This window comes from Streptomyces sp. SID13666 (assembly GCF_010548325.1).
GTDB lineage: Bacteria > Actinomycetota > Actinomycetes > Streptomycetales > Streptomycetaceae > Actinacidiphila > Actinacidiphila fildesensis.
Map to the genome: position 1 here is coordinate 120,780 of NZ_JAAGLX010000020.1, position 22,541 is coordinate 143,320.

Sequence of the window (22,541 nt, forward strand, 5' to 3'; positions counted from 1 at the left end):
GGACAGGGTCCCGGACCGCCCCGCGGGCGTACGCTGAGGTGGCATCGGACGCGCGAGCGCCGAGCGCATCGGGCGCCCGGCGTACGCGGTGGTACCAGGGGGTGCACGATGCCGGAGCACAGGGCCCGTTCAGGGCGCCCGTTGCTCGAACGAGAGCCCGAACTCGCCGCTGTGGACGAGGCGTTGCGCCAGCTCACCGGCTTGCGGGCGGACGGCGGCGAGAGCCGCGAGGGGCCGCGCGGCGGCCTGCTGGCCTTCTCCGGCACCGCCGGGCTCGGCAAGACCACGCTCCTGGCCGAGACCCGCCGGCGCGCGGCCGACCAGGGCTGCACCGTACTGTCCGCCCGCGGCGGCGACCAGGAGCAGCGGGTGGCCTTCCATGTGGCCCGGCAGCTCCTGCAGCCGCAGCTCGCCGGATCCGGTGAGAGCGAACTGCGCTCCTCGCTCGGCAGCTGGTACGGGATCGTCGGCCCGGCGCTGGGCCTGTGCGCGGCGGGCGACGGTGCGGCACCCGACCCGCAGGGCCTGCGCGACGGCCTGGACTGGGTGGTCACCCATCTCGCCCAGCGGCGCGCCCCGGTGGTCCTCGTCCTGGACGACGCCCACTGGGCCGATCCCGAATCGCTGGGCTGGCTCGCAGCGTTCGCGCCGCGCGCCGCGGAACTGTCCATGTTGATCGTCGTCGCCTACCGGCCCGAGGAACTGCCCGAGCACGCCGGGTCGTTCCGCGGACTGCCCGGCAGTACCGGCCACCGGCCCCTGGACCTGGAACCGCTCACCGCGGACGCGATAGGCGACCTGGTGCGCGCGTCGGTCGGGGAGCACGCGGACGACGCGTTCTGCCGCGAGTGCTGGTCCGTCACCGCGGGCAACCCCTTCGAGGCCGTCGAGCTGACCGCCAAGGTCCGCGACCGGGGCCTGCGCCCCGACCGGACCAGCGCGCACCTGCTGCGCGAACTGGCGGCCGCGGTGAAGGGCAGCGGGCTCACCACCCGGCTGGAACGGCTGGGCGTGCCCGCCGTCCGGCTGGCCTGGGCCGCCGCGGTGCTGGGGACGGAGATCTCCCCGGAGCTCGCCGCGGACATCGCGGGCATCGGCGCGGCGGAGGCGGCCGAGGCCGCGGACGCACTGCGCGGCGCCCGGGTGCTGACCGGCGGTGCGACCCTCGAATTCGTCCACCCGCTGATCGCCACCGCTGTCTACCGGGCGATCCCCGACGCGGCGCGGGTCGCGCTGCACGGCCGGGCGGCCTGGTCGGTCGTCGACGCCGGCCTCGGAGCCTCGGCCGCCGCCCGCCATCTGCTCGAGACCCACCCCGAGGGCGACTCCTGGGTCGTCGGCCAACTGCGGGACGCCGCCCGCGAGACGCTGCGCGCGGGCGCCCCGGAAGCCGCCCGCAGCTACCTCGGCCGGGCCCTGCGCGAACCCCCGTCCCCCGGCGAGCGCGCCGCCGTCCTGTACGAACTCGGCTGCGCCTCCCTGCTGCTCGAGCCCGCCACCACCGTCAACCATCTCCGGGCCGCGCTGGAGGAGCCGGGGGGCGACCCCGCCCTGCGCGAGGGGATCCTCTTCCACCTCTCCCAGGCACTCGCCCACAGCGACCGGCTCGACGAGGCCGCCGACACCGTCGGCCACGCGGCCCGTACCGCCACCGATCCCCGGGTCCGGCTGCGGATGCAGGCCGAGCAGTTCATGTGGGACGCGTTCCGGGCGGACGAGCCCGGCTCACCCGCCCGCTCCCGCCGGCTGGCCCGGCTCGCCGACCGGCTGACCGGCCGCGACCTCACCGAGCGGTACATCATCGGGCTGCGCGCCTGGGACGCCGTCCTGCGCGGCGAGCCGTCCGGCACCGCGCTGCGCCACGCGGGCCGGGCCCTGGACGGCGGGCTGCACTGGGCCGAGGCGGACTGGGGCTTCGAGGTCCCGGTGCTGGTCGCCCTGGTGCACATGTACGCGGACCGGCCCGGCCGGGCGGAGGAGCTGTTCGCCGACGGGATCGCCGAGTTCGAACGCCAGGGCTGGCGCGGCGCCCATCTGTCGTTCGGCTATCTGCTGCTCGGCTACGTCCGCTTCCGGCGCGGCCGGCTCGCCGAGGCCGAGGACTTCGCCCGCGCCGGACTGCGGCTCGCCGAGCGCGTCGGCCGGGGCACCCCCGTCCAGTGGTACTCCGTCGCGGTCCTCATCGAGGTGCTGCTCGCCCGCGGCCGGGTGGCCGAGGCGACGGAACTGGCCGCGGACCACGACTTCCACGCCCCGTTCCCCGCCGCCGTCACCTTCCCCGACGCCCAGGGCGTCTACGGCGAGCTGCTGCTCGCCCGCGGTATGGCGAAGGAGGCCGCCGTGGAACTGGCCGCCGTGGGCCGCCGGCTGAACCAGCGCGGCATGCGCAATCCCGCCTGGTGTCCCTGGCAGCCGCACCTGGCGCTCGCCGAGGCGTCCACCGCCCCGGACCGGGCCCGCGCCACGGCCATGGAGGCCGTCGCCCGCGCCCGGCAGTTCGGGGCCGCCTCCACGATTGGGCACACCCTGCGGATCGCCGCCGAGGTGTCCGGGGGAGCGGAGCGGATGAAGCTCCTGGAGGAGTCCGTCGACTCGCTGGAGCGCTCCCCGGCCGGCCACCAGCTGGCCTGCTCGCTGGTCGCCCACGGGACGGCGCTGCGCCGGGCGGGCCGCCCGGCGGAGGCCGCCGAGCAGCTCTACCGGGGTCTGGAGGGCGCCCTGCAGTGCGGCGCCGACGAACTGGCCTCACGGGCTCGCGGGGAGCTCACTTCGGCGGGCCTGCGGCCCCTGCGGCTGCCCGCCACCGGGACCGCCACCCTCACTGAGCAGGAACACGCGGCCGCCGCCCGCGCGGCCACCGGCGCGACACCGGCGGCGATCGCGGCGGAGCTGTCCACCGGCGAGGTCACCGTCGGCCGGCTGCTCTCCGCCGTCTACCGCAAGCTCGGCACCGACCCCGGCGGGCTGCCGGGGGCGTACCGGACCGACCCGCCCGGCGGCCCGTCCGGGGCAGTCGCGGGGGAGGAATGAGGACGGGCCGCGGAGAGGTCCGGCGGCCACGGCCCCCGGCGCCGCGCAAGGGGCCGCGGGCCACGTACGATGGCCGTATGTCGTTCCTCCGCCGCCGCACCGCAGCCACGCCCACCGGGCCGGACTTCGATGTCCTGGCCATGGACCCGGGGGACTGGCCGGGCATTCTCGGCGCTGGGCTGCTGCCCGGTCCCGACGGCAGCTGCCAGGGCATCTTCCTGCGCTACGACCTCTTCGGCGGGCGCGGTCCCGCCATGCTGATCGGCAATCTCCCCGAGGGCTCCCCGGCGCGTGAGCTGGAGGACGGCCAGGTGCCCTTCGAGGTGGCCCAGCTGATGGTGGCCCTCGGCAACGAGGAGCCGGTGGAAGTGGTCAGCACCGAGGACACCCCCGCGATGCACGGCGACGGCCTGCTCATCGTCCGGCGGATAAAGGTCTCGGAAGCACGGATCGCCTGCGCCCAGTTCGACCGCAGCGACGGCGTCCAGGTCACCATCGCCACCTGGGACCGCCCCATCACCGACGACCTGTACCAACTGCTGAAGCCGCTGCCCGCGGAGATGTTCCAGCAGGGCTGACGGGACGCACACCGCACGCGAAGGGGCGCCGCCGGGATCCGGCGGCGCCCCTGTCACGTCCCACGGCCGAACATCCGCCCGTGGGAGAACGGCTCAGCGCGGAGCGCCCACCTGGGACGGCAGGACGGTGACGTCCTCGGCCCTGACGTACTCCACCCGGTGGCCGAACTGGATCTCGTAGTAGACCTGCTTGCCGCGCACGACCTGGTGCGAGGCGGTGTCGAAGGTCGTCGAGTAGTAGTACTCCCCCTGGACCCGGTTGCCGATCGCGTACTCCTGGCCCGCCAGGAGCTTGTACGGCATCGGCACGATCGCCTGCACGGGAACACCCGCAGGGAACGCCGCCGCCTCGGGATAGGCGCGCCCGTAGACCGGGATGTCGGCCAGGCCCGCCTTCGGGGTGGCGGTCCAGCCCCAGGCGTTGACGGCGGTCGGCTGCGACCGCGGGTTGTGGAACCAGGCCTTCTGGCCGAGGTACCACACCGCCGTCCAGTCGCCCTGGCGCTCGGCGACCGCGTACTGCTGACCGGTGGAGGCACGCGCCCCGACGTCGTTGACGCCCGTCGTGGAGTCACCCGTCGGGTGCAGACCGATGTCCTTCACCAGCGGCGCGTCCTCGCTCGGCGCCGTGTGCAGCCGCACCGCCTCGGAGCCGCGGGCCGGGCAGGTGTCGCCCGCCGTGACGCAGCCGGTGTACAGCGGCCGGTTCTTGTCGTAGTCCGGACGGATGGTGACCAGGCCGCCGCCCGGACCCGCCGTGGCGTGCAGCGGAGCGCCCATCAGCTGGAAGTAGTGCGCCCAGTCCCAGTACGGCCCGGGGTCGGTGTGCATCCCGCCGATGTACGCACCGGTCGGTCCCGGCACGGTGTCGTGGCCGAGGATGTGCTGACGGTTCAGCGGGATGTCGTACTTCTTCGCCAGGTACGCCACCAGCCGCGCGGACGTCCGGTACATCGACTCCGTGTACCAGGTGCCCGGGTCGATGAGGAAGCCCTCGTGCTCGATGCCGATCGACTTGGCGTTGGTGTACCAGTTGCCCGCGTGCCAGCCGACGTCCTTGGTCCTCAGATGCTGGTCGATGTGGCCGTCCGCCGAGCGGACCGTGTAGTGCCAGGCCAGATACGTCGGGTCCTGCACCAGCTTCAGCGCGGTGTCCCAGCTGCCCTCGGTGTCATGGATGACGATGGTGTCGATCTTCTGGCTGACGGGCCGGTCGGCGAGGTCGTGGTTGCCGTAGTCCCCGGGAGTCGTCTCCTGGTAGGGCGCGGGCAGCCACTCGCAGCCCACCCCGCGCGGGCACTCCGTCCCGCTGTCGTTGACGTGCTTCAGGCCCAGCGCCGCCGCCTGCGCGGTGGCCGGGGCGATCCCCGGAGCCGCCGCCAGGGTGACGTTCTGCCCGGCGTCGGTCGTGCGGGACTCGCCCTGCCGCAGCACGTCGTAGACGTCGTCGGCGAAGGCGCCGGCGGTCGCCGAGTCGTCGGCGCCCGAGAAGCGCGCGACGGCGCCGTACCAGTCCGCGGGGTCGGCGCTCAGCGGCTGCCCCAGGGACTTCTGGGCGTCGGCGATCAGGGCCGCGCCGCCGGCGACATTGGCCGCCGGGTCCTTGCGCAGGTCCTGGGCCGGCAGGCCGGTCAGTCCCGCGGCCCGCTCCAGCGTGGTGAGGGTGGCGGGCAGCTTCGACAGGTCGGCGTCGGGAACGGCCTGCCCGGTGCCGGTCAGCGGCCGGGAGTCGTCACCGCGCGAGTCGTCACCGCCGTCACCCTTCTGGGGGAAGTCGGTGAGCGCCGTACGGGCGTCCGTGAGGTGCATCGGGCCGTAGCCCGCGGTGACGCTGGGCAGCCCCTGATGGGTGTCCCAGCGCGATTCCATGTACGACACGCCGAGCAGGACGCTCGCCGGCACCTGGTAGCGCTGGGCCGCGTCGCTGAACGCCCGCTGCAGCGACGAGGTGGCGGGCTGGGCGGCGTTCGCGGATGTGGCCGTGGAGAGCACGGGCAGCAGTGCCGCGGCAGCGGCCGCCGCGGTCACCGTACGCAGTGTGCTCCGTCGGTGTCTCGCTGATCGGGCGGCGGACTCTCGCAATGCGGCCTCCTTGAAGCGGTACTGGGGCGAACGGCTCCACAGAGGTATCGGCTCCCGGACGATCCGTCAACAGGCCCCAATCGGGCACTGTTTGCGCACGTCAAACGCCCGTGCCGGGAGTTTCCCCGGCACGGGCGTGCTGGCCTGCCCCGCGTCAGTGGTCTGAACCGGTGACGCGGGTGCCGGCGGGTGGTGAAAACCCCCGTGATCCGGGGGGCGGGACGGGTCCGCGCGGAGCTCAGCGCGTGCCGACGGCGGCACGCACCGCCCGCCGGGCCAGACCGCAGTCGTCGTGCAGCCGGCGCAGCAGCAGCCGCTGCTCCTCGCCCGCTCCGGGCACGGTCTGCGCGGGCGGGGTGGCGCTGCGCATGGTGCGCTGCACGGCGGTCTCGTAGGTACGGATCTCGCGGGTCAGGACGAGCATCAGGTTGACCAGGAAGGCGTCCCGGGAGGCGGGACCCTGGTTCTGGGCGAGCTGGCTGATCTGGCGGCGCGCCACCGGGTCGTTGCCGAGCGCCGACCACAGCACCGCCAGGTCGTACCCCGGCAGGTACCAGCCGGCGTGCTCCCAGTCGACCAGCACCGGGCCGGCCGGGGACAGCAGCACATTGGAGAGCAGGGCGTCGCCGTGACAGAACTGCCCCTGCACATGGGCGAGTCCGTGCAACAGCTTCTGCAGGTCACCCATGTCCCGGTCGGTGAGCAGCCCCAGCTCGTGGTAGCGCGAGATACGTGCCGGGTAGTCGATCGGCGCGTCGAACACACCGGCCGGCGGCCGCCACAGGTTGATCCGGCCGAACGCGCCGATGGCCGCACGGACATCGGACCGGGGCGGGGTCTCGGTCGGATGGCGCTGTACCGACACGACCCGTCCGGGCATTCGCTCCAGGACCAGCACACAGCTCTCCGGATCCGCGGCGATCAGCCGAGGGACCCGGGCCGGCGGCCGGTGGCGGACGAACGCCCGGTAAGCCGCTATCTCGTGCTGGAACCGCTCGACCCACGCTGGGGACTGGTCCAGCAGACACTTGGCGACCGCGGGACTGCGTCCCGACGTACCGACGAGCAGTGCGGTGCGCCCGCTGCGGCGCAGCATCTGAACAGGGTTGAACTCGGGGCATATCCGCTGAACCGCGGCGATGGCCGTCCGCAGCTGAGCGCCCTGGGGGCCGGTCAAGTCGAGTCTCCCGCTGAGCGGATGGGAGGTGCCCGTCGGGAGGCCCCGCCGAGCGGCGGTGAGCGGCGGACGGGTGCGCATGGAGGAGTCCGTACCAGCGGGGTGCGACAACCGGGGCGGAGCGGACACGGAGGACGATGCTGAATACATGAGGGGGAAACAGATCCCTTCGTGTGCCTGCGAGCTCATGACAGTGATGCGGTGCTGCGTCGGTGCGGTACCGCCTCCGACGGTGTCCGCGTCGCGGTGCCGCGACGTGGTGGCCGGTCGGTGGCGTCGGTGGTCCGGCCGGCGCGTGGACGGTTCGGAACCGGTGTCGGCGTCCGGACCCGCACCCTGGGGAATGCGGGTTCAGGCCGGTCGGCCCGGTCCGTCCACGCGCCGCACGCCCCTCCCGGGGCCGGTCGTCCCCTCCACAAGAGAGCAGTTCAGGGCTGCTCACGGATGACTCGAACGACCTTCCGGGAGCCGGCTAGTGCCGGGCCGGGGTGGCGCGTTCCTACATCACACCCTGGCGCGGGTGGCAGACCATCTGGCGCACCCTGGCGAAGCGTGGCGAATACTCGCGGGGCCTTTGTCAGGCGATTAGTGTCAACCGTGCCGAGGAACCTGGGGGCTTGACGTGAGCAAAGAAGCCAACACCCGACTTGCGGACCTGTTCGGCCTTACCGGCTGGTCCAAGGGCGAACTCGCACGGTTGGTCAACCGGCAGGCGGCGGCCATGGGCCACCCGCAGCTGGCGACCGACACCTCGCGGGTGCGCCGCTGGATCGAAACCGGTGAGTCGCCGCGCGAACCCGTTCCGAAGGTGCTGGCAGCTCTGTTCACCGAGCGGCTCGGCCGTGTCGTGACCATCGAGGATCTCGGGTTCGACCGGCACCGGCACGCGGGGAAGAAGCAGACCGGAGAAGGTCTGCCGTGGCCACCGGAACGAACAGCCGCGGTCCTCACCGAATTCACGGGAATGGACCTCATGCTCAACCGACGCGGTCTGGTGGGCGCGGGCGCCGCGCTCACCGCTGGCTCAGCACTCAGCAGCGCAATGTACGACTGGTTGCACACCGACCCGGCCCTGGTGGCCGATGCACCGGTCATCGACAATCCACTCCACGCCGAACCCGCCGCGTACGACCGGTACGAGGCGGCTCCGGTGGGTTCCCAGGAGATCGAGGCTCTCGAGCGCTCGGTCGAGGTGTTCCGTGCCTGGGACGCGGCCCGCGGCGGCGGGCTGCAACGCAAGGCTGTGGTCGGCCAGCTCAACGAGGTGGGCGGCATGCTCGCCTACCACCACCAGGACCATCTGCAGCGCAGACTGTGGGGTGTGGCCGCCAACCTGGCCGTGCTCGCCGGGTGGATGTCCCATGACGTGGGCCTCGAGCCCACGGCGCAGAAGTACTTCGTGATCGCCGCGCACGCGGCGCGGGAGGGAGGCGACCGGCCGCGGGCCGGCGAGGCGCTGTCCCGCGCGGCCCGGCAGATGGTCCACATCGGCCGGCCGGACGACGCGCTCGATCTGATGAAGCTGGCGAAGTCGGGATCGGGCGAGCAGGCCCTGCCCCGCACCCGCGCCATGCTGCACACCATCGAGGCATGGGCCCAGGCGTCCATGGGGCGCGGCCAGGCGATGCGGCGGACGCTGGGGGAGGCCGAGGACCTGTTCGTCTCGGACAAGGGCGATGTTCCGCCGCCGAGTTGGATGCAGATGTTCGACGAGGCGGACCTGCACGGGATGCAGGCGCTGGCGTACCGCACGCTGGCCGAGCACGACCCGTCCGCCGCCGCCCAGGCGCAGATGCACGCCAAGCACGCGCTGGAACTGCGGGTGTCCGGCCGGGACCGGTCGAAGATCTTCGACTACATCTCGCTGGCCTCGGCGTGCTTCATCGCCAACGACCCGGAGCAGGCCGACCGTTACGCTCGGATGGCACTGCTGACGATCGGCAGCACGTCCTCGCACCGGACATGGGACCGGCTGCGGGAGATGTACCGGCTCACCGGGCGGTACGCGGACTACACCACGATCCAGGATCTGCGGTCGGAGATCGAGGCCGCGATGCCGCCGCTGCCGAAGAACAGGAGCACCCGGCAGGTCTGACGGGCCGGGCAGATCCAGGGCGGATCCAACGTCTCCGCAGATCCAACCAGGTCAACGGCGATCTGGTCTAACCGATTCTCGCGACGAGCACGCAGGCGTCGTCCTCGCGCTCAGGGGCACCGAATTCCTCGACGACCAGCCGTACGCAGTCCTGTGCGGTGCGGGCCCGGGTGAACAGGGGCGCCATCGCGAGCAGCCGTCGTGCGCCGTCCGTCGGCTCCGTCGCGGCCGGGAACGACGTCCGGCGGGGTACGAGTCCATCGGTGTGCAGTACCAGCAGGTCGCCCGGGTTGAGGGGCTCGGCGGCCTGGGTGTACCGCGCGTCGGAGGTGGCTCCGAGGAGCACGCCCTCGGGCGGATCCAGCGCGCGCCCCGTCCCGTCCCGGAAGAGCAGTGGGGCGGGATGGCCGGCCTGGGCCCAGGACAGGGTGCGGTCGGCGGGGTCGTAGCGGCAGCACAGCGTGCTGCCGAGGGTGGGCTGGGCCGAGGTGTCCAGCAGATGGTTCAGCCTGCCCAGCAACGGTCCGGGCTCCAGCCCGGCCATCGCCATGCCGCGCAGCGCGCCGAGCATCATCGCCATGCCGGAGGTGGCGCTCACGCCGTGTCCGGTGAGATCGCCGACGGTCAGCAGTGTCGCACCGTCGGGAAGCTGCAGTGCGTCGTACCAGTCGCCGCCGATCAGGGCGCTGGTACCGGAAGGGAGGTAGTGGGCGGCCAGGTCCATGGTGGTGGGCCCGCCGCCCTGCGGGAACCGCAGGGAGCCGCGCCACGGCGGGAGCACGGCTTCCTGCAGTTCAACCGCCAGCCGGTGCTCCGACCGCGCGAGCTGCCGCTGTCGCTGGAGAGAGTCACGGGTCTCTCTCAGCGTCAGCTGGCTGCGGCGCAGCTCGCTGACGTCCCGCAGTACGGCCCACATCGAAGCGGTGCCGCCGTCAGCGTCGAGCACCGGCTCGCCCACCATGTGCAGCGTCCGGGTGGATCCGTCGGAGCGGACGATGCGGAACTCACCGTCGATGGGCCTGCCGTCGACCAGGCAGCCGGTCACCATCGAGGTGAGCGCCTGCTGGTCCTCCTCGAAGAGCCAGGAGGGGAGCTCGTCCAGCGTCAGCGGACCGTCGTCCGGGTCGCGGCCGAAGATCCGGTACAGCTCGTCGGACCATTCCGCCTCGTCCGTCAGCAGGTCCCACTCGGCGCTGCCGGCCCGGCCGGGAGCGTGATCCGGCACACGGTCCGGGATGGCGGGGGACGGGAGATGGGCATCGGCGAAGTCACTGGGGACGAACGGGGCCGCGGCACTGCCGTCGTCCGCTAAACCCTCGCGGAGCTGCCCCAGATGCTCGCCCAGATCGTCGAGCTGGTGCACCGCGAGATCACACAGCGCGCGCTCCCAGCGGACCCGGGGGTCCGCACCGTCCGGTGCGGCGGTGTCGCGGCGTACCGCGTCGACCTCGCTGCGCAGCCGGCGGGCCTGGGAGATCAGCGCGTCCACCGCATCGGGGTCGGTCGACGGTGCGGCGGAGTGATCCGCGTGCAGATGGGACGGCATGACGCTCTCCGAAGGTGACTCCGATACCGGATACCGGTGCTGAGCGGCCAAGGCAGACGAAGGGCCGGTAACGACTGTGGCACACGGCGTGATGGCCCGTAAGGGTTTCGGCAATACCCGATCCGGTGGTGCTTATGGCATATGCCATAAGCCTTCCGGAGCCTCCGGCGGCCCGGAGCGACACGGGCGGGGAAACCTCGGTAGGCTGCGGCCCGCCCCGGCCCCACACATTCCCACCCTCCGCCAGGCTTGAAACGCCAGGTGGCCGGTAAGGATGCCGGGCACCCGCAGCGGAAATCCCGTTGCCTTGGAACCCCCCGCACCGGATGCTGACCTCATGTTCGACCCAGACATAGCGCCCAGTGGAACCCTTCTCGGCCTCCTCCAGCGAGGACGCGGAGACGGGACCCTGCATGCCCTGGCGGCGCAGCGGGCAGATGCCCTCGCCGCTCTGGAGCAGTGCGTCCTGCGGGACCCCCGCCTCGACTGGCGGGTGGAATCGCGCTCCCTCTATTACGCGCGGCTGTACTCCGAACTGGAAGCCGGGCTCGACGGGATCGAACAGCACCTCTTCCATCCGGACGACCTCCTGGACCCCGACGAGCACCGCTGCGGTCTCGCGCTGTCCGTCCTCGGCCACCTCGCCGGCTACGGGCGCGGTGACGCCCTGCGCCTGCTGCGGCGCTACGCGGCCACCGGCGGCACCTGGGAGTGGGCCCTGGACGAGCTGGCCGTCCGTGACGACGAACAGGGACTGCGCGGCCTCGGGCCCGCCCTGCTCGCCCGTTTCCCGGAGACCGCAGAGGGCGATACCGAACTGGCCGCGGCCGTGCGCGAGGCGTACGAGCCCCGGCCGTGGCAGTTGTGGGCCGAGGACTCCCGGCACCCCGCGACTGCCGCCCGGGTCCGCAAGGCACTGGAAGAGGTGTCGTTCGACCGCTGGCAACGCCAGCTGCGCCCGACGGGACCGACCCCCGGCTGGAGCGTCCGCGCCGTACTCGAATGGGCCGACGAGGGCCTCACCCAGTACCCGGCCGCCTACCGCGATCAACCCGCGGCCCGCTGCCTGGCCGCCGTCGCCGGACCCGAGGACCTCCCCGAGCTCGTCGCCGCCGCCCAGGACGGCCCCGCCGCCGCCCGCGCCGCCGCGCTGCGCCACCTCGCGGACCGGCAGGACCCGCAGGCCCTGGACCTCATCGAGGCCGCCGCCGCCAGTCCCGTGGACCTCGTCGTCAGAGCCGCCCTCGAATCGTTCGAGCGGATGCGCAGCAGCGACGCCATGGACCGGGCCCGCTCCTGGTCGGAGCGCGAGGACGCGCTCGGCATCTCCGCCGCCCGCATGCTCGCCTGCCGCGGCGGCGACGAGGACACCGGCCGGGTGCTGGCCGAACTGCGCAGACTCGTCCAGAGCGACGGCGCCGACGCCGAGGGCCTCGCCGTCCTCATCGAAGGCGCCGGCCGGCTCGCCATCGGCCGCGCGGCACCCGTGCTGCGCCACGTCTACCGCGAGACCTCCTCGTCCCAGCTGCGCGGCTGCGCCGCCCAGGCGCTGGCCGCCACCGATCCCGGCTTCGCCGCCGGCTTCGCGGTGGAGTGCCTGTGGGACTGCGAGGAGACGACGCGCGAACTCGCCGCGCACCAGGCCGCCACCGGAGACGTCCGGGTGCTGGCCCAGCTGCGCCGGATGGCCGCCGATCCGGCCGAGGAGGCCGAGGTGCAGACCGCTGTGCGGGGCCGCCTCAGCTCGGGCGAACCGGCCCGCTAGGACGCTTCTCCCACGGCCCCCCGCCTCCCGGCGGGGGGCCGTCGGCGGTTCACGGAACCGGAAACGGCGGCCCGGCCGCCCGAAGGGTCATCACGCGTTCCACGGCGGTATAGATCGACGTGGCCCTGTCAACGCTCGGCATGGCGACAACGTGGGTATGCGAGTTGCGATCGTCACCGAGTCCTTCCCACCCGACCTCAACGGAGTGGCGCACTGCGCGCTCCGCACCGCAGAGCACCTCGCCAGGCGCGGGCACGAGCCGCTGGTCATCGCACCGGCCGGGCCGAACGACATACCGCCCGGCGAGGACCCCTGCCCCGTCATCCGCGTCCTCTCCCTGCCGCTGCCCCGCTACCCCCAGGTGCGGGTGGCCCTTCCGGGCCGCCGGACGGCCGCGGCCATCGCCGCGCACCGCGCCGACATCGTCCATCTCGCCAGCCCCTTCGTCCTCGGAGTGCGGGGCATGGCGGCCGCCGAGCGGCTGCGGGTCCCGGCGGTCGCCGTCTACCAGACCGACCTGGCCGGCTACGCCCGCTCCTACCTCCCCGTCGGCGAGGCCGCCGCCTGGCGGCGGATCCGCGCCGTGCACGCGGCCGCCGCCCGCACCCTCGCGCCGTCCACCGCCTCGGTGCGGGAGCTGGAACGGCAGGGCGTTCCCCGGGTGCACCTGTGGCCGCGTGGCGTCGACCCGGTGCGCTTCCGGCCCGGACTTCGCGATCCCGCGCTGCGCCGCGGCCTCGCCCCGCGCAGCGAGCTGATCGTCGGCTACGTGGGCCGGCTTGCCCCGGAGAAGCAGGTCGGCCTGCTCGCCGGGGTCTGCGGGCTGCCCGGCGTCCGGGTGGTCGTCGTCGGCGACGGTCCCAGCGCCCCCGGGCTGCGCGCGGCGCTGCCGGGCGCGGTCTTCCTCGGCTCCAGGACCGGCGACGAGCTGGCCCGGATCTTCGCCTCGTTCGACGTCTTCGCGCACACCGGCCCCTTCGAGACGTTCTGCCAGACCGTCCAGGAGGCGATGGCCAGCGGGGTGCCGGTGATCGCCCCCGCCGCCGGCGGCCCGCTCGACCTCGTCGCCCACGGACGCACCGGCCTGCTGGTGCCGCCCGGGGACGCCGACGCGCTCTGCGACGCGGTACAGCTCCTGCAGCGTGCCCCGGCGCTGCGCGCGCGGTACGGGGCGGCCGGCCGCGCCGACGTCGCCGCACGCACCTGGGAGGCGGTCGGCGACCAGCTGCTGGACCACTACGCGCAGGTGCTCAGCGCCCGTACGGCGGTCGCGGCATGAGCCGGCCGCTGCGGATCGTCCGCCTGGCGAACTTCATCACCCCCGTCTCCGGAGGGCTGCGCACCGCCCTCCAGCACCTGGGCGAGGGCTACCTCGCGGCCGGCCACGAGCCGGTCCTCGTCATGCCGGGGTCCGCGGCCCCGGGACGCCCGGCGATCCGCGCGGAATCCACCACCCAGGGGAAGGTCATCACCCTTCCCGGCACTCCGGTCCCCGGCACCGGCGGCTACCACGTCCTCGCCCGCAGGCAACCGGTCGAGGCGCTGCTCGACGCGCTCGCCCCGGACCGGCTGGAGGTCTCGGACCGTACGACGCTGCGCTGGACGGGGGAGTGGGCCCGCAGGAACCGGGTCCCGGCCGTCATGGTCTCCCACGAGAGCGCCGACGCCGTACTCCGTACCTGGGGGATGCCGCCGGGCGCCGCCCGGGCCGCCGCCGACCGGCTCAACCGCCGTACCGCGCACGCCTACTCGCGGATCGTGTGCACGACCGCGTGGGCGGCCGCCGAGTTCGAACGCCTCGGGGCGCGCAACGTCGTACGGGCCCCGCTCGGCGTGGATCTCGACCGGTTCCGCCCGGCGCTCCGCGACGGCGCGCTCCGGGCGCGGTACGCGGGCGGCGCCGCGGTGCTGCTGGTGATGTGCTCGCGGCTGTCGGCCGAGAAGCGGCCGGGCCGGGCCCTGGAGGCCCTCGCGGAACTCCGGCGGCGCGGCGTCGACGCGGCGCTCGTCGTGGCCGGGGAGGGCCCGCTGCGCGGCCGCCTGGAGGCCCGGGCGCGCGCCGCGGGGCTCCCGGTCACCTTCCTCGGCCACGTCGCCGACCGCGACCGGCTGGCCGCTCTCCAGGCCTGCGCCGACATCGTCCTCGCCCCCGGCCCCGCCGAGACCTTCGGACTGGCCGCCCTGGAGGCGCTCGCCTGCGGCACCCCCGTCGTCGCCAGCGCCCTGTCCGCACTCCCCGCCCTCATCGGCCCGGCCGGCGCCGGAGCCACCGACGGCCGTGGCTTCGCCGACGTCGTCCAACGCCTGCTGGCCCGGCCCGAGTCCGCCCGCCGCGCCGCCGCCCGCAGCCAGGCCGAGCGGTACGGCTGGCCCGCGGCCGTCTCCGCGTTCCTCGCCGCCCACGAAGCCGTGCCCCTGATCACCGCTTCCTCCGTCGGCGCCCTGCCCGCCCGCACACCGGGAGCCACGCCATGACCCGCCGCCGCCCGCTGTCCACCCGGGCCGCTGGGGAGACCCCGTGACCGCCCCCGTCCTGGCACCCGACCCCCGGCCGGGCGGCCCGCACCACCACCCGCCGGCCGGACGCCTGGCGGACGGGCACCCGCCGGCGATCCGCTTCGCCGCGCTGGGCGACTCCCTCACCGAGGGACTCGGCGACCCCGGTCCCGACGGGCGGTGGCGCGGCTGGGCGGCGCTGCTCGCGCCGGGCCTGGGAGCGGGGCCCCGCGACGTGGAACTGCTCAACTGCGCCCACAGCGGCGCGCTCACCTCCGACGTGGCGGGGCGGCAGCTCGACGACGCGCTGCGCTTCCGGCCGCATCTGGCGTCCGTCCTGGTCGGGGCCAACGACACACTGCGCGGCTCGTTCGACATCACCGTCGTCGCACGGCGCCTCGACGCCGTACTGGGCGCGCTGCGGGCCGACGGCTCCGGCGTGCTGACGGCCTGCCTCCCCGACCCGGGACGCGCCATCGGGCTGCCCTGGCCGCTGGCCCGTCCGCTCGCCCGCCGGATGCGGGCGGTCAACCACGTGGTGCACGTCCTGTCGCAACGGCACGGCGCACTCCATCTGCACGCGGCGGACCGGCCGTGGACGGCGGACCGTGCCGCGTGGAGCGCGGACCGCCTGCACCCCAGCGAACTCGGGCACCGGCTGCTGGCCGGCGAGTTCCACGCCCTGCTCACCGTGCACGGCCTCGCCGCCGGCGAGCCCCCGCACCCCGACCCCGCAGGACCCGGCCCCTCGCGGGCGGCGGGCGCCTGGTGGATGGCGACCCGCGGCACCCACTGGATCGCGGACCGCTGCACGGATCTGCTCCCCGGACTCCTCCGCCTCGCCGCCGCGGAATGCCGCCACCGGGCCGCCGGTACCACCCACGTCCTGGACACCCGGGTCCACGACCTGACCACCGGGGCGCTGGCCGCGCTCGCCTAGGGCGTGTTGCGAAGGTCCCGCCTGGCCCACGACGCCTGGCACGCGCCCTCGCTGCGTTGTCGGGCTCGTCCACGTACGTCCGGTACGAGGACGGCCCTCCGCCTTGCGAGCGCACGCACCGGACGCCGTGGGTCACGCCCTCCGGGCGAACGGCGCTCCTTTCGCAACACGCCCTAGCCGCGGCCGCGCCGGAACCCGCGCCCGTGCACCGGGAGGAACCGTACGGGCGTGCCGGGGACGGCCTGGGCCGCCGCGGCGAGCCGCGGCTCCGGCACGACGCCGATCACGGGATAGCCGCCGGTGGTGGGGTGGTCGGCCAGGAAGACGACCGGGCGGCCGTCGGGCGGCACCTGGACGGCGCCCAGCACCATCCCCTCGCTGGGCAGCTCGCCGTCGAACGCCCGCCGCAGCGCCGGGCCTTCGGTGCGCAGCCCGATGCGGTTGGAGGCGGCGGAGACGGTGTACGCGCCGGCCGCCAGCCGCCGTGGCGCGTCCTCGGCGAACCAGTCGTCACGCGGGCCGAGCACGAGCGGCAGGAGGAGTTCGGCCGGCGGCGCGGGCCACGGCATCGTGTCGGCGTCGCGGGACCTCCCGCTGGGTGCGCCCAGCGGGAGCGTGTCGTGCTCCGACAGCGGTGGCGGGCCGAGCCCCGAAAGCAGGTCGGCGGAGCGGCTGCCGAGCACCGGTTCGACGTCGATGCCGCCCGCGAGCGCCAGATAGCAGCGCAGCCCGCCCTCGGCGGCGCCGAGTTCCAGGACGGCGCCGGCCGGCACCAGGACCGCGGCGCCCCAGGGGGCGGGGCGGCCGTCGATCCGGACGGCGCAGGGCGCGCCGGTGACGGCCGCGACGACGGGGCGGTCCGTCCGCACCGCGCAGCCGTTGACGGTCGTCTCCAGGGTCGCCGCCCCGTCCGGGTTGCCGACCAGCCGGTTGGCCCGGCGGTGCGCGGGCGGGTCCAGTGCCCCGGAGCGCGGCACACCGAGGTGGGCGTGGCCCGGCCGCCCGAGGTCCTGCACGGTCGTCAGCGCGCCGGCCCGCACCACCCGCACCGACCCCCGCGCCGTGTCACGTTCCGCGTGCTGTGTCATGCCGCGTCCCGCGTGAAGCGCACCTGGGTGCCGGGGGTCAGGAGTGCCGCCGGCTCGCGCCGCGGGTCCCACAGGACGGCGTCGGTGGTGCCGATCAGCTGCCAGCCGCCGGGGGAGGAGCGCGGGTAAACGCCCGCGTACGGTCCGGCAAGCGCCAGCGAACCGGCGGGAACCGAGGTCCGGGGGGTGGCCCGGCGCGGTACGTGCCGGTGCTCGGGGAGTCCGGTCAAATACCCGAAACCAGGAGCGAAGCCGCAGAACGCCACCCGGAAGACGAGGCCGCCGACGATGTCCGGGACCTCCTCGGGCCGAACGCCCCACAGCCCGGCGACCTCCGCCAGATCGGGCCCGTCGTACCGCACCCGGATCTCCGTCTCCGCCCCGGCTTCCGCCGTGAGCGGCGGGACGGTCCAGGCGGCGAGCTCCACGGCGAGCGCGCGGGGGTCGGCCAGGCCGTCGAGCAGGATCGTGCGGGCCGCCGGCACGATCTCGCGCACCTCCGGCAGCGTCCCGGCCGCCCGCCGCCGCAGCAGCTCGGCGTGGAACGCCCCGACCTCGCCGTCCGCGTCCAGCTCCACCAGCAGCGCGCGTTCCCCCACCGGGAGCGTCCTCATGCGAAGGGCCGCAACGAGACGCCCGCGTCCTGGAGTTCGCGCCGCACCCGCCGCGCGAGGTCCGCCGCGCCGGGCGTGTCGCCGTGCAGGCACAGCGACCGTGCGCCGGCGGCGATCCGCCGGCCGCCGGCCGCGACGACCTGCCCGTCACGGGCGACCGCCAGGGCCTGCGCGACGACGGCGTCGGCGTCCTGGAGCACCGCGCCCGCCTCACTCCGCGGCACGAGGGTGCCCCGCTCGGTGTAGGCGCGGTCGGCGAACGCCTCGGCCACCGCTGTCAGCCCGGCCTTCTCCGCCGCGGCCAGCAGCTCGGAGCCGGGCAGCCCCAGCACCGGCAGCCCGCCGTCCGGCCCGCCGGCCAGCAGGACGCCCGCCACCACGGCGGCGGCCTGCGCCGCGTCTCCGACCGTCCGGTTGTAGAGCGCGCCGTGCGGCTTGACGTACGAGACCCGTGAGCCCGCCGCCCGAGCGAAGACGTCCAGGGCGCCGATCTGATAGGCGACTTCGGCGGCCAGCTCGTCCGATGGCACGTCCATGGCGCGCCGCCCGAAGCCGGCCAGGTCCCGGTAGGAGACCTGCGCGCCGATCCGTACGCCGCGCTCGGCGGCGAGCGCGCAGACCCGCCGCATCGTGACCGGATCGCCCGCGTGGAAGCCGCACGCGACGTTGGCGCTGGTGACGACGGAGAGCAGCGCGTCGTCGTCGGTGAGGGTCCACCGGCCGAAGCCCTCGCCGAGATCCGCGTTGAGATCGATGACCATGTCCGCCATGGTGCCATCGGGTCAGGCCCTGGGGGTGACTTGTGGCCGGGCGGGTGATCCGTGCCGTTTCGTTCGATGTCGGTGGCACCGCCTAATGTGTGCGTCGTGACCGTAACCACCCCGTACCCGACGACGGGCGCGCCCCGCCCCGCTCCGGGCCCGGCCGCCGACGAGGGCCTGGCCCGCCGCCTCAAGGCGCTCGCGTGCACCGCGCCGCTGCACGACCTGGACGTGCGCAAGGCGAACCTGGCCGGTGAGTACTCGGTGTACGCGATGGCGGAGGTGGCGCTGTCCGCCATCGACATGGTCACGCTCAACATGGACTTCGACACCGGGGCCGACCCGGAGCAGATAGTGACCAGGCTGCTGCCCCGGGTCGCCGCCCAGTCACCGCGCCGGCCCGTCGAGGAGCACGAGCGGGTCGCCCGCTGGGTGCTGGAGAACCTGATCAACGTCGGCAGCGTGGACCGCGGCTTCCGCGCGGTCTACGGCACCTTCGGCGCCGACGGCGCGTACGTCCGCCGTGACTACGACTTCAAGCTGATCGAGGAGGTGCCGGGCCCCGGCGGCGGCGTGTATCTGCGCACCACCGACGAGGCGGTCAACGTCCTGGTCGGCGCGCTCGACACGGACGTCACCAGCGCCCAGATCGCCGCCGAGGTCAAGCTGGAGGTGCTGATCAGCCGGGGACGGCTGGCGGACGCCCAGCTCGCCGCCGAGCAGGCCCGCTACCGGACCGTGCAGTACGCGGAGACGCTGCGCCGCGCCCTGGAGGCGACCCGGCGCAATGTCCGGGCGGTGGACTGGCTGCGCGCCGTCCCGGACATGATCGCCGAGGCGCTGGACCACGTCGCCGACCGGTACCGGCACGAGAACGCGATCCTCACCAACATCCGCAAGGCGCGCGACGAGGCGGAGGACCCCGAGCACAAGCGGCGGGCCGCCGAGCTCGTCGACATCGTCAAGGACTGCATCCGCCGCCACACCCAGCTGCAGTCCCGGCTGCTGGAGGCCGGGCCGCTGTTCCGCGCGGAGCAGGACCGCCAGGCGTTCGCGTCGGCGCCCGCCCGGGCCGGGCTCGACCTGTACGGGCAGCTGGTCTCGCCCGTCCTGCCGCTCCCCGTCGAGCAGGCGTCCCGGGTCACCGACGCCTTCTTCGCCCGCGGCGCGGGCTTCCGCACCCCGCCCGCGGTGCGGATCAGCGACCTGGTGGACGTGCTGCTCACCCCGCCCACCGAGCGCGAGCACCTGGGCGCGGCGATGCCGGAACCGGACCTGGTGGCCACCCCCGCCGACAGCCGCTTCACCGAGGAGCAGCTGGAGAGCGCGCTGGAACTGCTGGACCTGCCGGACGACGCGCCGCGCCGGCTGTCCGGGCTGCTCGCCGACGCCCGCCGCCGCGACCCCGAACTGCCCTACCTCGTCGCCCTGCTGGCGGTGCACGCCGCCAGCCCGCCGGTCGGCACCGCCTACCGGCAGGGCGAGCCGCGGCTGCTGTTCTCCGTCGACGACGGCGAGGAGCTGACGGATCCGGAGTTCGGCGGCGCCGACCTGATCGTGGGCACCGCCCGGCTCGACACGGCCGGGATGGCCGCGGCCCGTTCGGAGATCGCATGACAGCCGCCGCACCCACCCGGGCCCCCGGCCCCTCCCCCAGCTACCGCTGGGAGGTGCCCCCAGGTCGGCGGGGTCTGGTACGCACGCTCCCTGGGCGTTGTCGTCGAAGTCCCGCCGAGCAGCCATCCGCAGTCCGCCCCGAGGAGATCCAGCCGTGACCGAGTACCGCGACGCCGAGACCGCGCCGCCGGCCGCGTACGGCGATGCCGCGCCGGCCGCGCGATCCGGCGCCCCGTCACCCGTCACCGCGGCCGACGCGGCGGACGCCGCCCGGCTGGTCTCCTACGGGCTGCAGCCCAAGCTGCTGCCGGCCCGGGACGCGGAGTACGCGGAACTGATCCGCAGACACCGCGAGGAGCCCGCCTTCGCCCGGCTCGCGGACGCCGTCGCCGCCGGGCTCGGCCTGATCGTCCTGGAGGTGTCGCCGCGCGCCGGGATGGCCGTGGCCGCCGCCGAGGACTCGGTGTTCGCGGTCCGGATGGGCGAGTACTCGCGGCGGGCCGCCTCCGACGCAGCCGACCGCTTCCTGCACGGCCTGGCGCACCTGGCCACCGCCACCATGGCGTTCCCCCGCCCCGAGGACCTCGCGGACGACGGGTACATCGGCCGGATCACCGTCAACGGCATCGACGGGTTCGTCCGCCAGGCCTGCCGCCGGCTGGAGGAGCGCGCCGAGGAGCAGGGCGAGAACACCGACCCGGCCAGCGACGCGCCCGGCCTGGAAGCGGCCTGGCGGGTCTGGACGCGCCGCAGCGCCACCGGCGCGACCAAGGACGCCCGGCGGCTGGCCGGTTCCACCACCGGCATCGTCGGCAAGGCGGTCGCCTTCCTCGTCGACTCCGGCTTCCTGCAGCGCACCGGGGACGACGCGGGCGGCACGTTCCGCACCACGGCCCGGTACCAGCTGCAGGTCAGGGACATGGCGGGCAGCGCGGCCATGGCCGAACTCCTGGAGCTGGGCGTCGTCCCGGTGAGCGACGGTTCCGCGACCCTGCTGCCGCCCGACGACACCGGGGAGCTGGACCTCGTCGCCGAGGCCGGCCTGCCGTTCCACGAGAGCGACAGCCACCGGGGCGACGGCCACCGGAGCCACGGCCGCGAGAGCCGGCACAGCCAAGAAGACCAGCACAGCCACTCCTGAGCCGTAACCACCCGCGCGCCCACCCGCGCAGATAACGAGAGTCCGCCGCCATGTACGAGCTGTCCCGGCTCCGCCTGTACTCCATCGGCCCCGCCGGTGCGCGGTACGCAGACACCGTCCTGGACCTGCGGGGTGTCGGCGCGCCCGTACCGCAGCCCGCGCCCGCCCAGGCCGAGTTCTTCCAGGACGAGCCGACCGGCCCGCTGCGCCGCCCCGCCCCCGCGGGCGTGCTGTTCCTGGAGAACGGCGGCGGCAAGTCCGTCCTGCTCAAGCTGATCTTCTCGGTGATGCTGCCCGGCCACCGCAACACCCTCGGCGGGGCCAGCTCCGGCGTGCTCCGCAAGTTCCTGCTGGCCGACGACTGCGGGCATGTGGCGCTGGAGTGGCAGCACACCGTCACCGGCGAGCTGGTGGTCGTCGGCAAGGTCAGCGAGTGGCGCGGCCGCCAGGTCTCCTCCGACCCGCGCAAGTTCGCTGAGGCCTGGTACTCGTTCCGCCCCGGCCCCGGGCTCAGCCTGGACTCGCTCCCGGTCGCCGAGTCCACCGCCGTCCGGCCGCCCGCCGAGGGCGCCTCGGGCGCGACGGGCCGCCGCCGCACCATGAAGGGCTTCCGCGACGCCCTCACCGAGGCCGGCAAGTTCTACCCGCACCTGGAAGTGGTGTGGGAGGAGATCCACGACCGGTGGAACGAACACCTCGGTGAGATCGGCCTGGACCCGGAGCTCTTCCGCTACCAGCGGGAGATGAACGCCGACGAGGGCGAGGCGGCCGGGCTCTTCGCCGTCCGGCACGACTCCGACTTCGCGGACCTGCTGCTGCGCGCCGTCACCGACACCCGGGACACCGACGGACTCGCGGACCTCGTCCACAGCTTCGCCGGCAAGCTCGGCCGCCGCGCCGAACTGACCGCGGAACGCGACTTCACCGCCGGCTCGCTGGAGCTGCTGGAGCGGATCGTCGAGCACGCCAGCGCCCGTGAACTGGCGCGCGGCATCCACACCCAGTCCGAGCGGCGCACCCGCGCCCTGGCCCGCCGGCTGTCCGCGCGCGCCCGGGAGGAGCGCGGCCGCGGCGCGGAGCTCGCGCAGAACACCGACCGGGCCGCCCAGGCCGTCACCGACGCCGACCGGGCCCGCGGCCGCAGCGCCCTGGTGGCCGCCGAACTCGCCTACCGGCACGCCTCGCTGGCCCTCGCCGCGTCCGACAAGGCCGCCGCGGGACTGCGCCGCGAGCTGAACGAGGCGCGCACCCTGCACTCCGCCTGGCAGGCGGCCGAGACGGTGCTGCGGCACCGCGCCGCCGGAGACCGGCTGGCCCGGGTCAGCGCGGCTATCCAGGAGGCCGAACGCGACGCGGCTCCCGCACTGGCCGCCCGCACGCTGGCCGCCGGTGACCTGGTGCGCGCGCTGCACGCGGCGGCGGACGGCGCCGACCAGCAGGCGGACCGCGAGGAGGAGCGCTCCGCCGCGCTCCAGGAGCAGTCCATGGCCGCCCACCGGGACGCCACCGCCGCGGCCACCGAGGCCCAGCGGTCCCGCAGCGAGGCCGGCCACCTCGGGCAGCGGCTCGCCGAGGTCGCGCAGGAGACCGCCGCGGCCGTCGGCGCGGGCT

Annotated in this window: 14 protein-coding genes and 2 pseudogenes; 10 read left to right on the plus strand and 6 right to left on the minus strand. The window is 74.7% G+C overall.

Annotated features, from left to right (window positions below; translation table 11 throughout):
- Positions 1-108 precede the first annotated feature (108 nt).
- Both G3I60_RS24560 and G3I60_RS24565 read left to right on the plus strand, forming a co-directional pair.
- Entirely contained in the window at positions 109-3,030 is a 2,922-nt protein-coding gene (locus tag G3I60_RS24560; protein WP_164607723.1) for an AAA family ATPase, read from the plus strand.
- A gap of 77 nt (positions 3,031-3,107) precedes the next feature.
- Entirely contained in the window at positions 3,108-3,608 is a 501-nt protein-coding gene (locus G3I60_RS24565) for a hypothetical protein (RefSeq protein WP_138353938.1), read from the plus strand.
- Between the two features lie 93 nt (positions 3,609-3,701).
- Here G3I60_RS24565 and G3I60_RS24570 read toward each other — a convergent pair whose 3' ends face one another.
- Both G3I60_RS24570 and G3I60_RS24575 read right to left on the minus strand, forming a co-directional pair.
- Positions 3,702-5,636: an N-acetylmuramoyl-L-alanine amidase gene (locus tag G3I60_RS24570; RefSeq protein WP_164295926.1), complete on the minus strand. Its 1,935-nt coding sequence runs from the start codon at positions 5,634-5,636 to the stop codon at positions 3,702-3,704.
- A gap of 292 nt (positions 5,637-5,928) precedes the next feature.
- Positions 5,929-7,017, minus strand: a complete 1,089-nt coding sequence (locus tag G3I60_RS24575) for an aminoglycoside phosphotransferase family protein (RefSeq protein ID WP_164295929.1) — start codon at positions 7,015-7,017, stop codon at positions 5,929-5,931.
- A 472-nt stretch (positions 7,018-7,489) separates the two neighbouring features.
- Here G3I60_RS24575 and G3I60_RS24580 point away from each other — a divergent pair, with 472 nt between their 5' ends.
- Positions 7,490-8,962: a hypothetical protein gene (locus tag G3I60_RS24580; RefSeq protein ID WP_138353935.1), complete on the plus strand. Its 1,473-nt coding sequence runs from the start codon at positions 7,490-7,492 to the stop codon at positions 8,960-8,962.
- Between the two features lie 67 nt (positions 8,963-9,029).
- Here the strand turns inward: G3I60_RS24580 and G3I60_RS24585 are convergent, their stop codons facing one another.
- Positions 9,030-10,508 carry a PP2C family protein-serine/threonine phosphatase gene (locus G3I60_RS24585; protein WP_164607725.1) on the minus strand — a complete coding sequence of 493 codons (1,479 nt, stop codon included), beginning with the start codon at positions 10,506-10,508 and terminating at the stop codon, positions 9,030-9,032.
- A gap of 337 nt (positions 10,509-10,845) precedes the next feature.
- On the opposite strand from G3I60_RS24585, the gene G3I60_RS24590 reads away from it, so the two are divergent.
- The 4 genes from G3I60_RS24590 to G3I60_RS24605 all read left to right on the plus strand — a co-directional run bounded on the left by G3I60_RS24590 (position 10,846) and on the right by G3I60_RS24605 (position 15,709).
- A complete protein-coding gene (locus tag G3I60_RS24590) occupies positions 10,846-12,273 on the plus strand; it encodes a HEAT repeat domain-containing protein (RefSeq protein ID WP_164607727.1) in 1,428 nt (475 codons plus the stop codon).
- Positions 12,274-12,430: 157 nt separating this feature from the next.
- Entirely contained in the window at positions 12,431-13,552 is a 1,122-nt protein-coding gene (locus G3I60_RS24595; RefSeq protein ID WP_164607729.1) for a glycosyltransferase family 1 protein, read from the plus strand.
- Positions 13,549-14,748, plus strand: a complete 1,200-nt coding sequence (locus G3I60_RS24600; RefSeq protein WP_164607731.1) for a glycosyltransferase — start codon at positions 13,549-13,551, stop codon at positions 14,746-14,748. Before G3I60_RS24595 ends, G3I60_RS24600 begins: the two co-directional genes overlap by 4 nt.
- 112 nt (positions 14,749-14,860) lie before the next feature.
- Positions 14,861-15,709 carry an SGNH/GDSL hydrolase family protein gene (locus tag G3I60_RS24605; RefSeq protein ID WP_203673741.1) on the plus strand — a complete coding sequence of 283 codons (849 nt, stop codon included), beginning with the start codon at positions 14,861-14,863 and terminating at the stop codon, positions 15,707-15,709.
- Between the two features lie 173 nt (positions 15,710-15,882).
- Here the strand turns inward: G3I60_RS24605 and G3I60_RS24610 are convergent, their stop codons facing one another.
- Genes G3I60_RS24610 through G3I60_RS24620 form a run of 3 tightly spaced genes read right to left on the minus strand, consistent with a single transcriptional unit; the run spans position 15,883 to position 18,181 of the window.
- Positions 15,883-16,797, minus strand: coding sequence for a biotin-dependent carboxyltransferase family protein (locus tag G3I60_RS24610; protein WP_164607733.1), 915 nt, complete (start codon positions 16,795-16,797; stop codon positions 15,883-15,885).
- Positions 16,794-17,411, minus strand: a complete 618-nt coding sequence (locus G3I60_RS24615) for an allophanate hydrolase subunit 1 (protein ID WP_164299597.1) — start codon at positions 17,409-17,411, stop codon at positions 16,794-16,796. The genes G3I60_RS24610 and G3I60_RS24615 overlap by 4 nt, the downstream gene beginning before the upstream one ends.
- A complete protein-coding gene (locus G3I60_RS24620; RefSeq protein WP_138357781.1) occupies positions 17,408-18,181 on the minus strand; it encodes a LamB/YcsF family protein in 774 nt (257 codons plus the stop codon). The genes G3I60_RS24615 and G3I60_RS24620 overlap by 4 nt, the downstream gene beginning before the upstream one ends.
- A gap of 96 nt (positions 18,182-18,277) precedes the next feature.
- On the opposite strand from G3I60_RS24620, the gene G3I60_RS24625 reads away from it, so the two are divergent.
- From G3I60_RS24625 to G3I60_RS24635, 3 genes and pseudogenes are all read left to right on the plus strand, one after another.
- Positions 18,278-19,789: a hypothetical protein gene (locus G3I60_RS24625; protein ID WP_343241892.1), complete on the plus strand. Its 1,512-nt coding sequence runs from the start codon at positions 18,278-18,280 to the stop codon at positions 19,787-19,789.
- 154 nt (positions 19,790-19,943) lie between these two features.
- Positions 19,944-20,843: pseudogene (locus G3I60_RS24630) on the plus strand (hypothetical protein); the annotation flags it as partial.
- 137 nt (positions 20,844-20,980) lie between these two features.
- Positions 20,981-22,541, plus strand: a pseudogene (locus G3I60_RS24635) (hypothetical protein); the annotation flags it as partial.

Bases quoted from the DNA above. Each gene is read 5' to 3' on its own strand.
- G3I60_RS24595 (WP_164607729.1), top strand. From the start codon at position 12,431: ATGCGAGTTGCGATCGTCACCGAGTCCTTCCCACCCGACCTCAACGGA.
- G3I60_RS24575 (WP_164295929.1), bottom strand. From the start codon at position 7,017: ATGTATTCAGCATCGTCCTCCGTGTCCGCTCCGCCCCGGTTGTCGCAC.
- G3I60_RS24565 (WP_138353938.1), top strand. From the start codon at position 3,108: ATGTCGTTCCTCCGCCGCCGCACCGCAGCCACGCCCACCGGGCCGGAC.
- G3I60_RS24560 (WP_164607723.1), top strand. From the start codon at position 109: ATGCCGGAGCACAGGGCCCGTTCAGGGCGCCCGTTGCTCGAACGAGAG.
- G3I60_RS24610 (WP_164607733.1), bottom strand. From the start codon at position 16,797: ATGACACAGCACGCGGAACGTGACACGGCGCGGGGGTCGGTGCGGGTG.
- G3I60_RS24600 (WP_164607731.1), top strand. From the start codon at position 13,549: ATGAGCCGGCCGCTGCGGATCGTCCGCCTGGCGAACTTCATCACCCCC.
- G3I60_RS24615 (WP_164299597.1), bottom strand. From the start codon at position 17,411: ATGAGGACGCTCCCGGTGGGGGAACGCGCGCTGCTGGTGGAGCTGGAC.
- G3I60_RS24585 (WP_164607725.1), bottom strand. From the start codon at position 10,508: ATGCCGTCCCATCTGCACGCGGATCACTCCGCCGCACCGTCGACCGAC.
- G3I60_RS24590 (WP_164607727.1), top strand. From the start codon at position 10,846: ATGTTCGACCCAGACATAGCGCCCAGTGGAACCCTTCTCGGCCTCCTC.
- G3I60_RS24620 (WP_138357781.1), bottom strand. From the start codon at position 18,181: ATGGCGGACATGGTCATCGATCTCAACGCGGATCTCGGCGAGGGCTTC.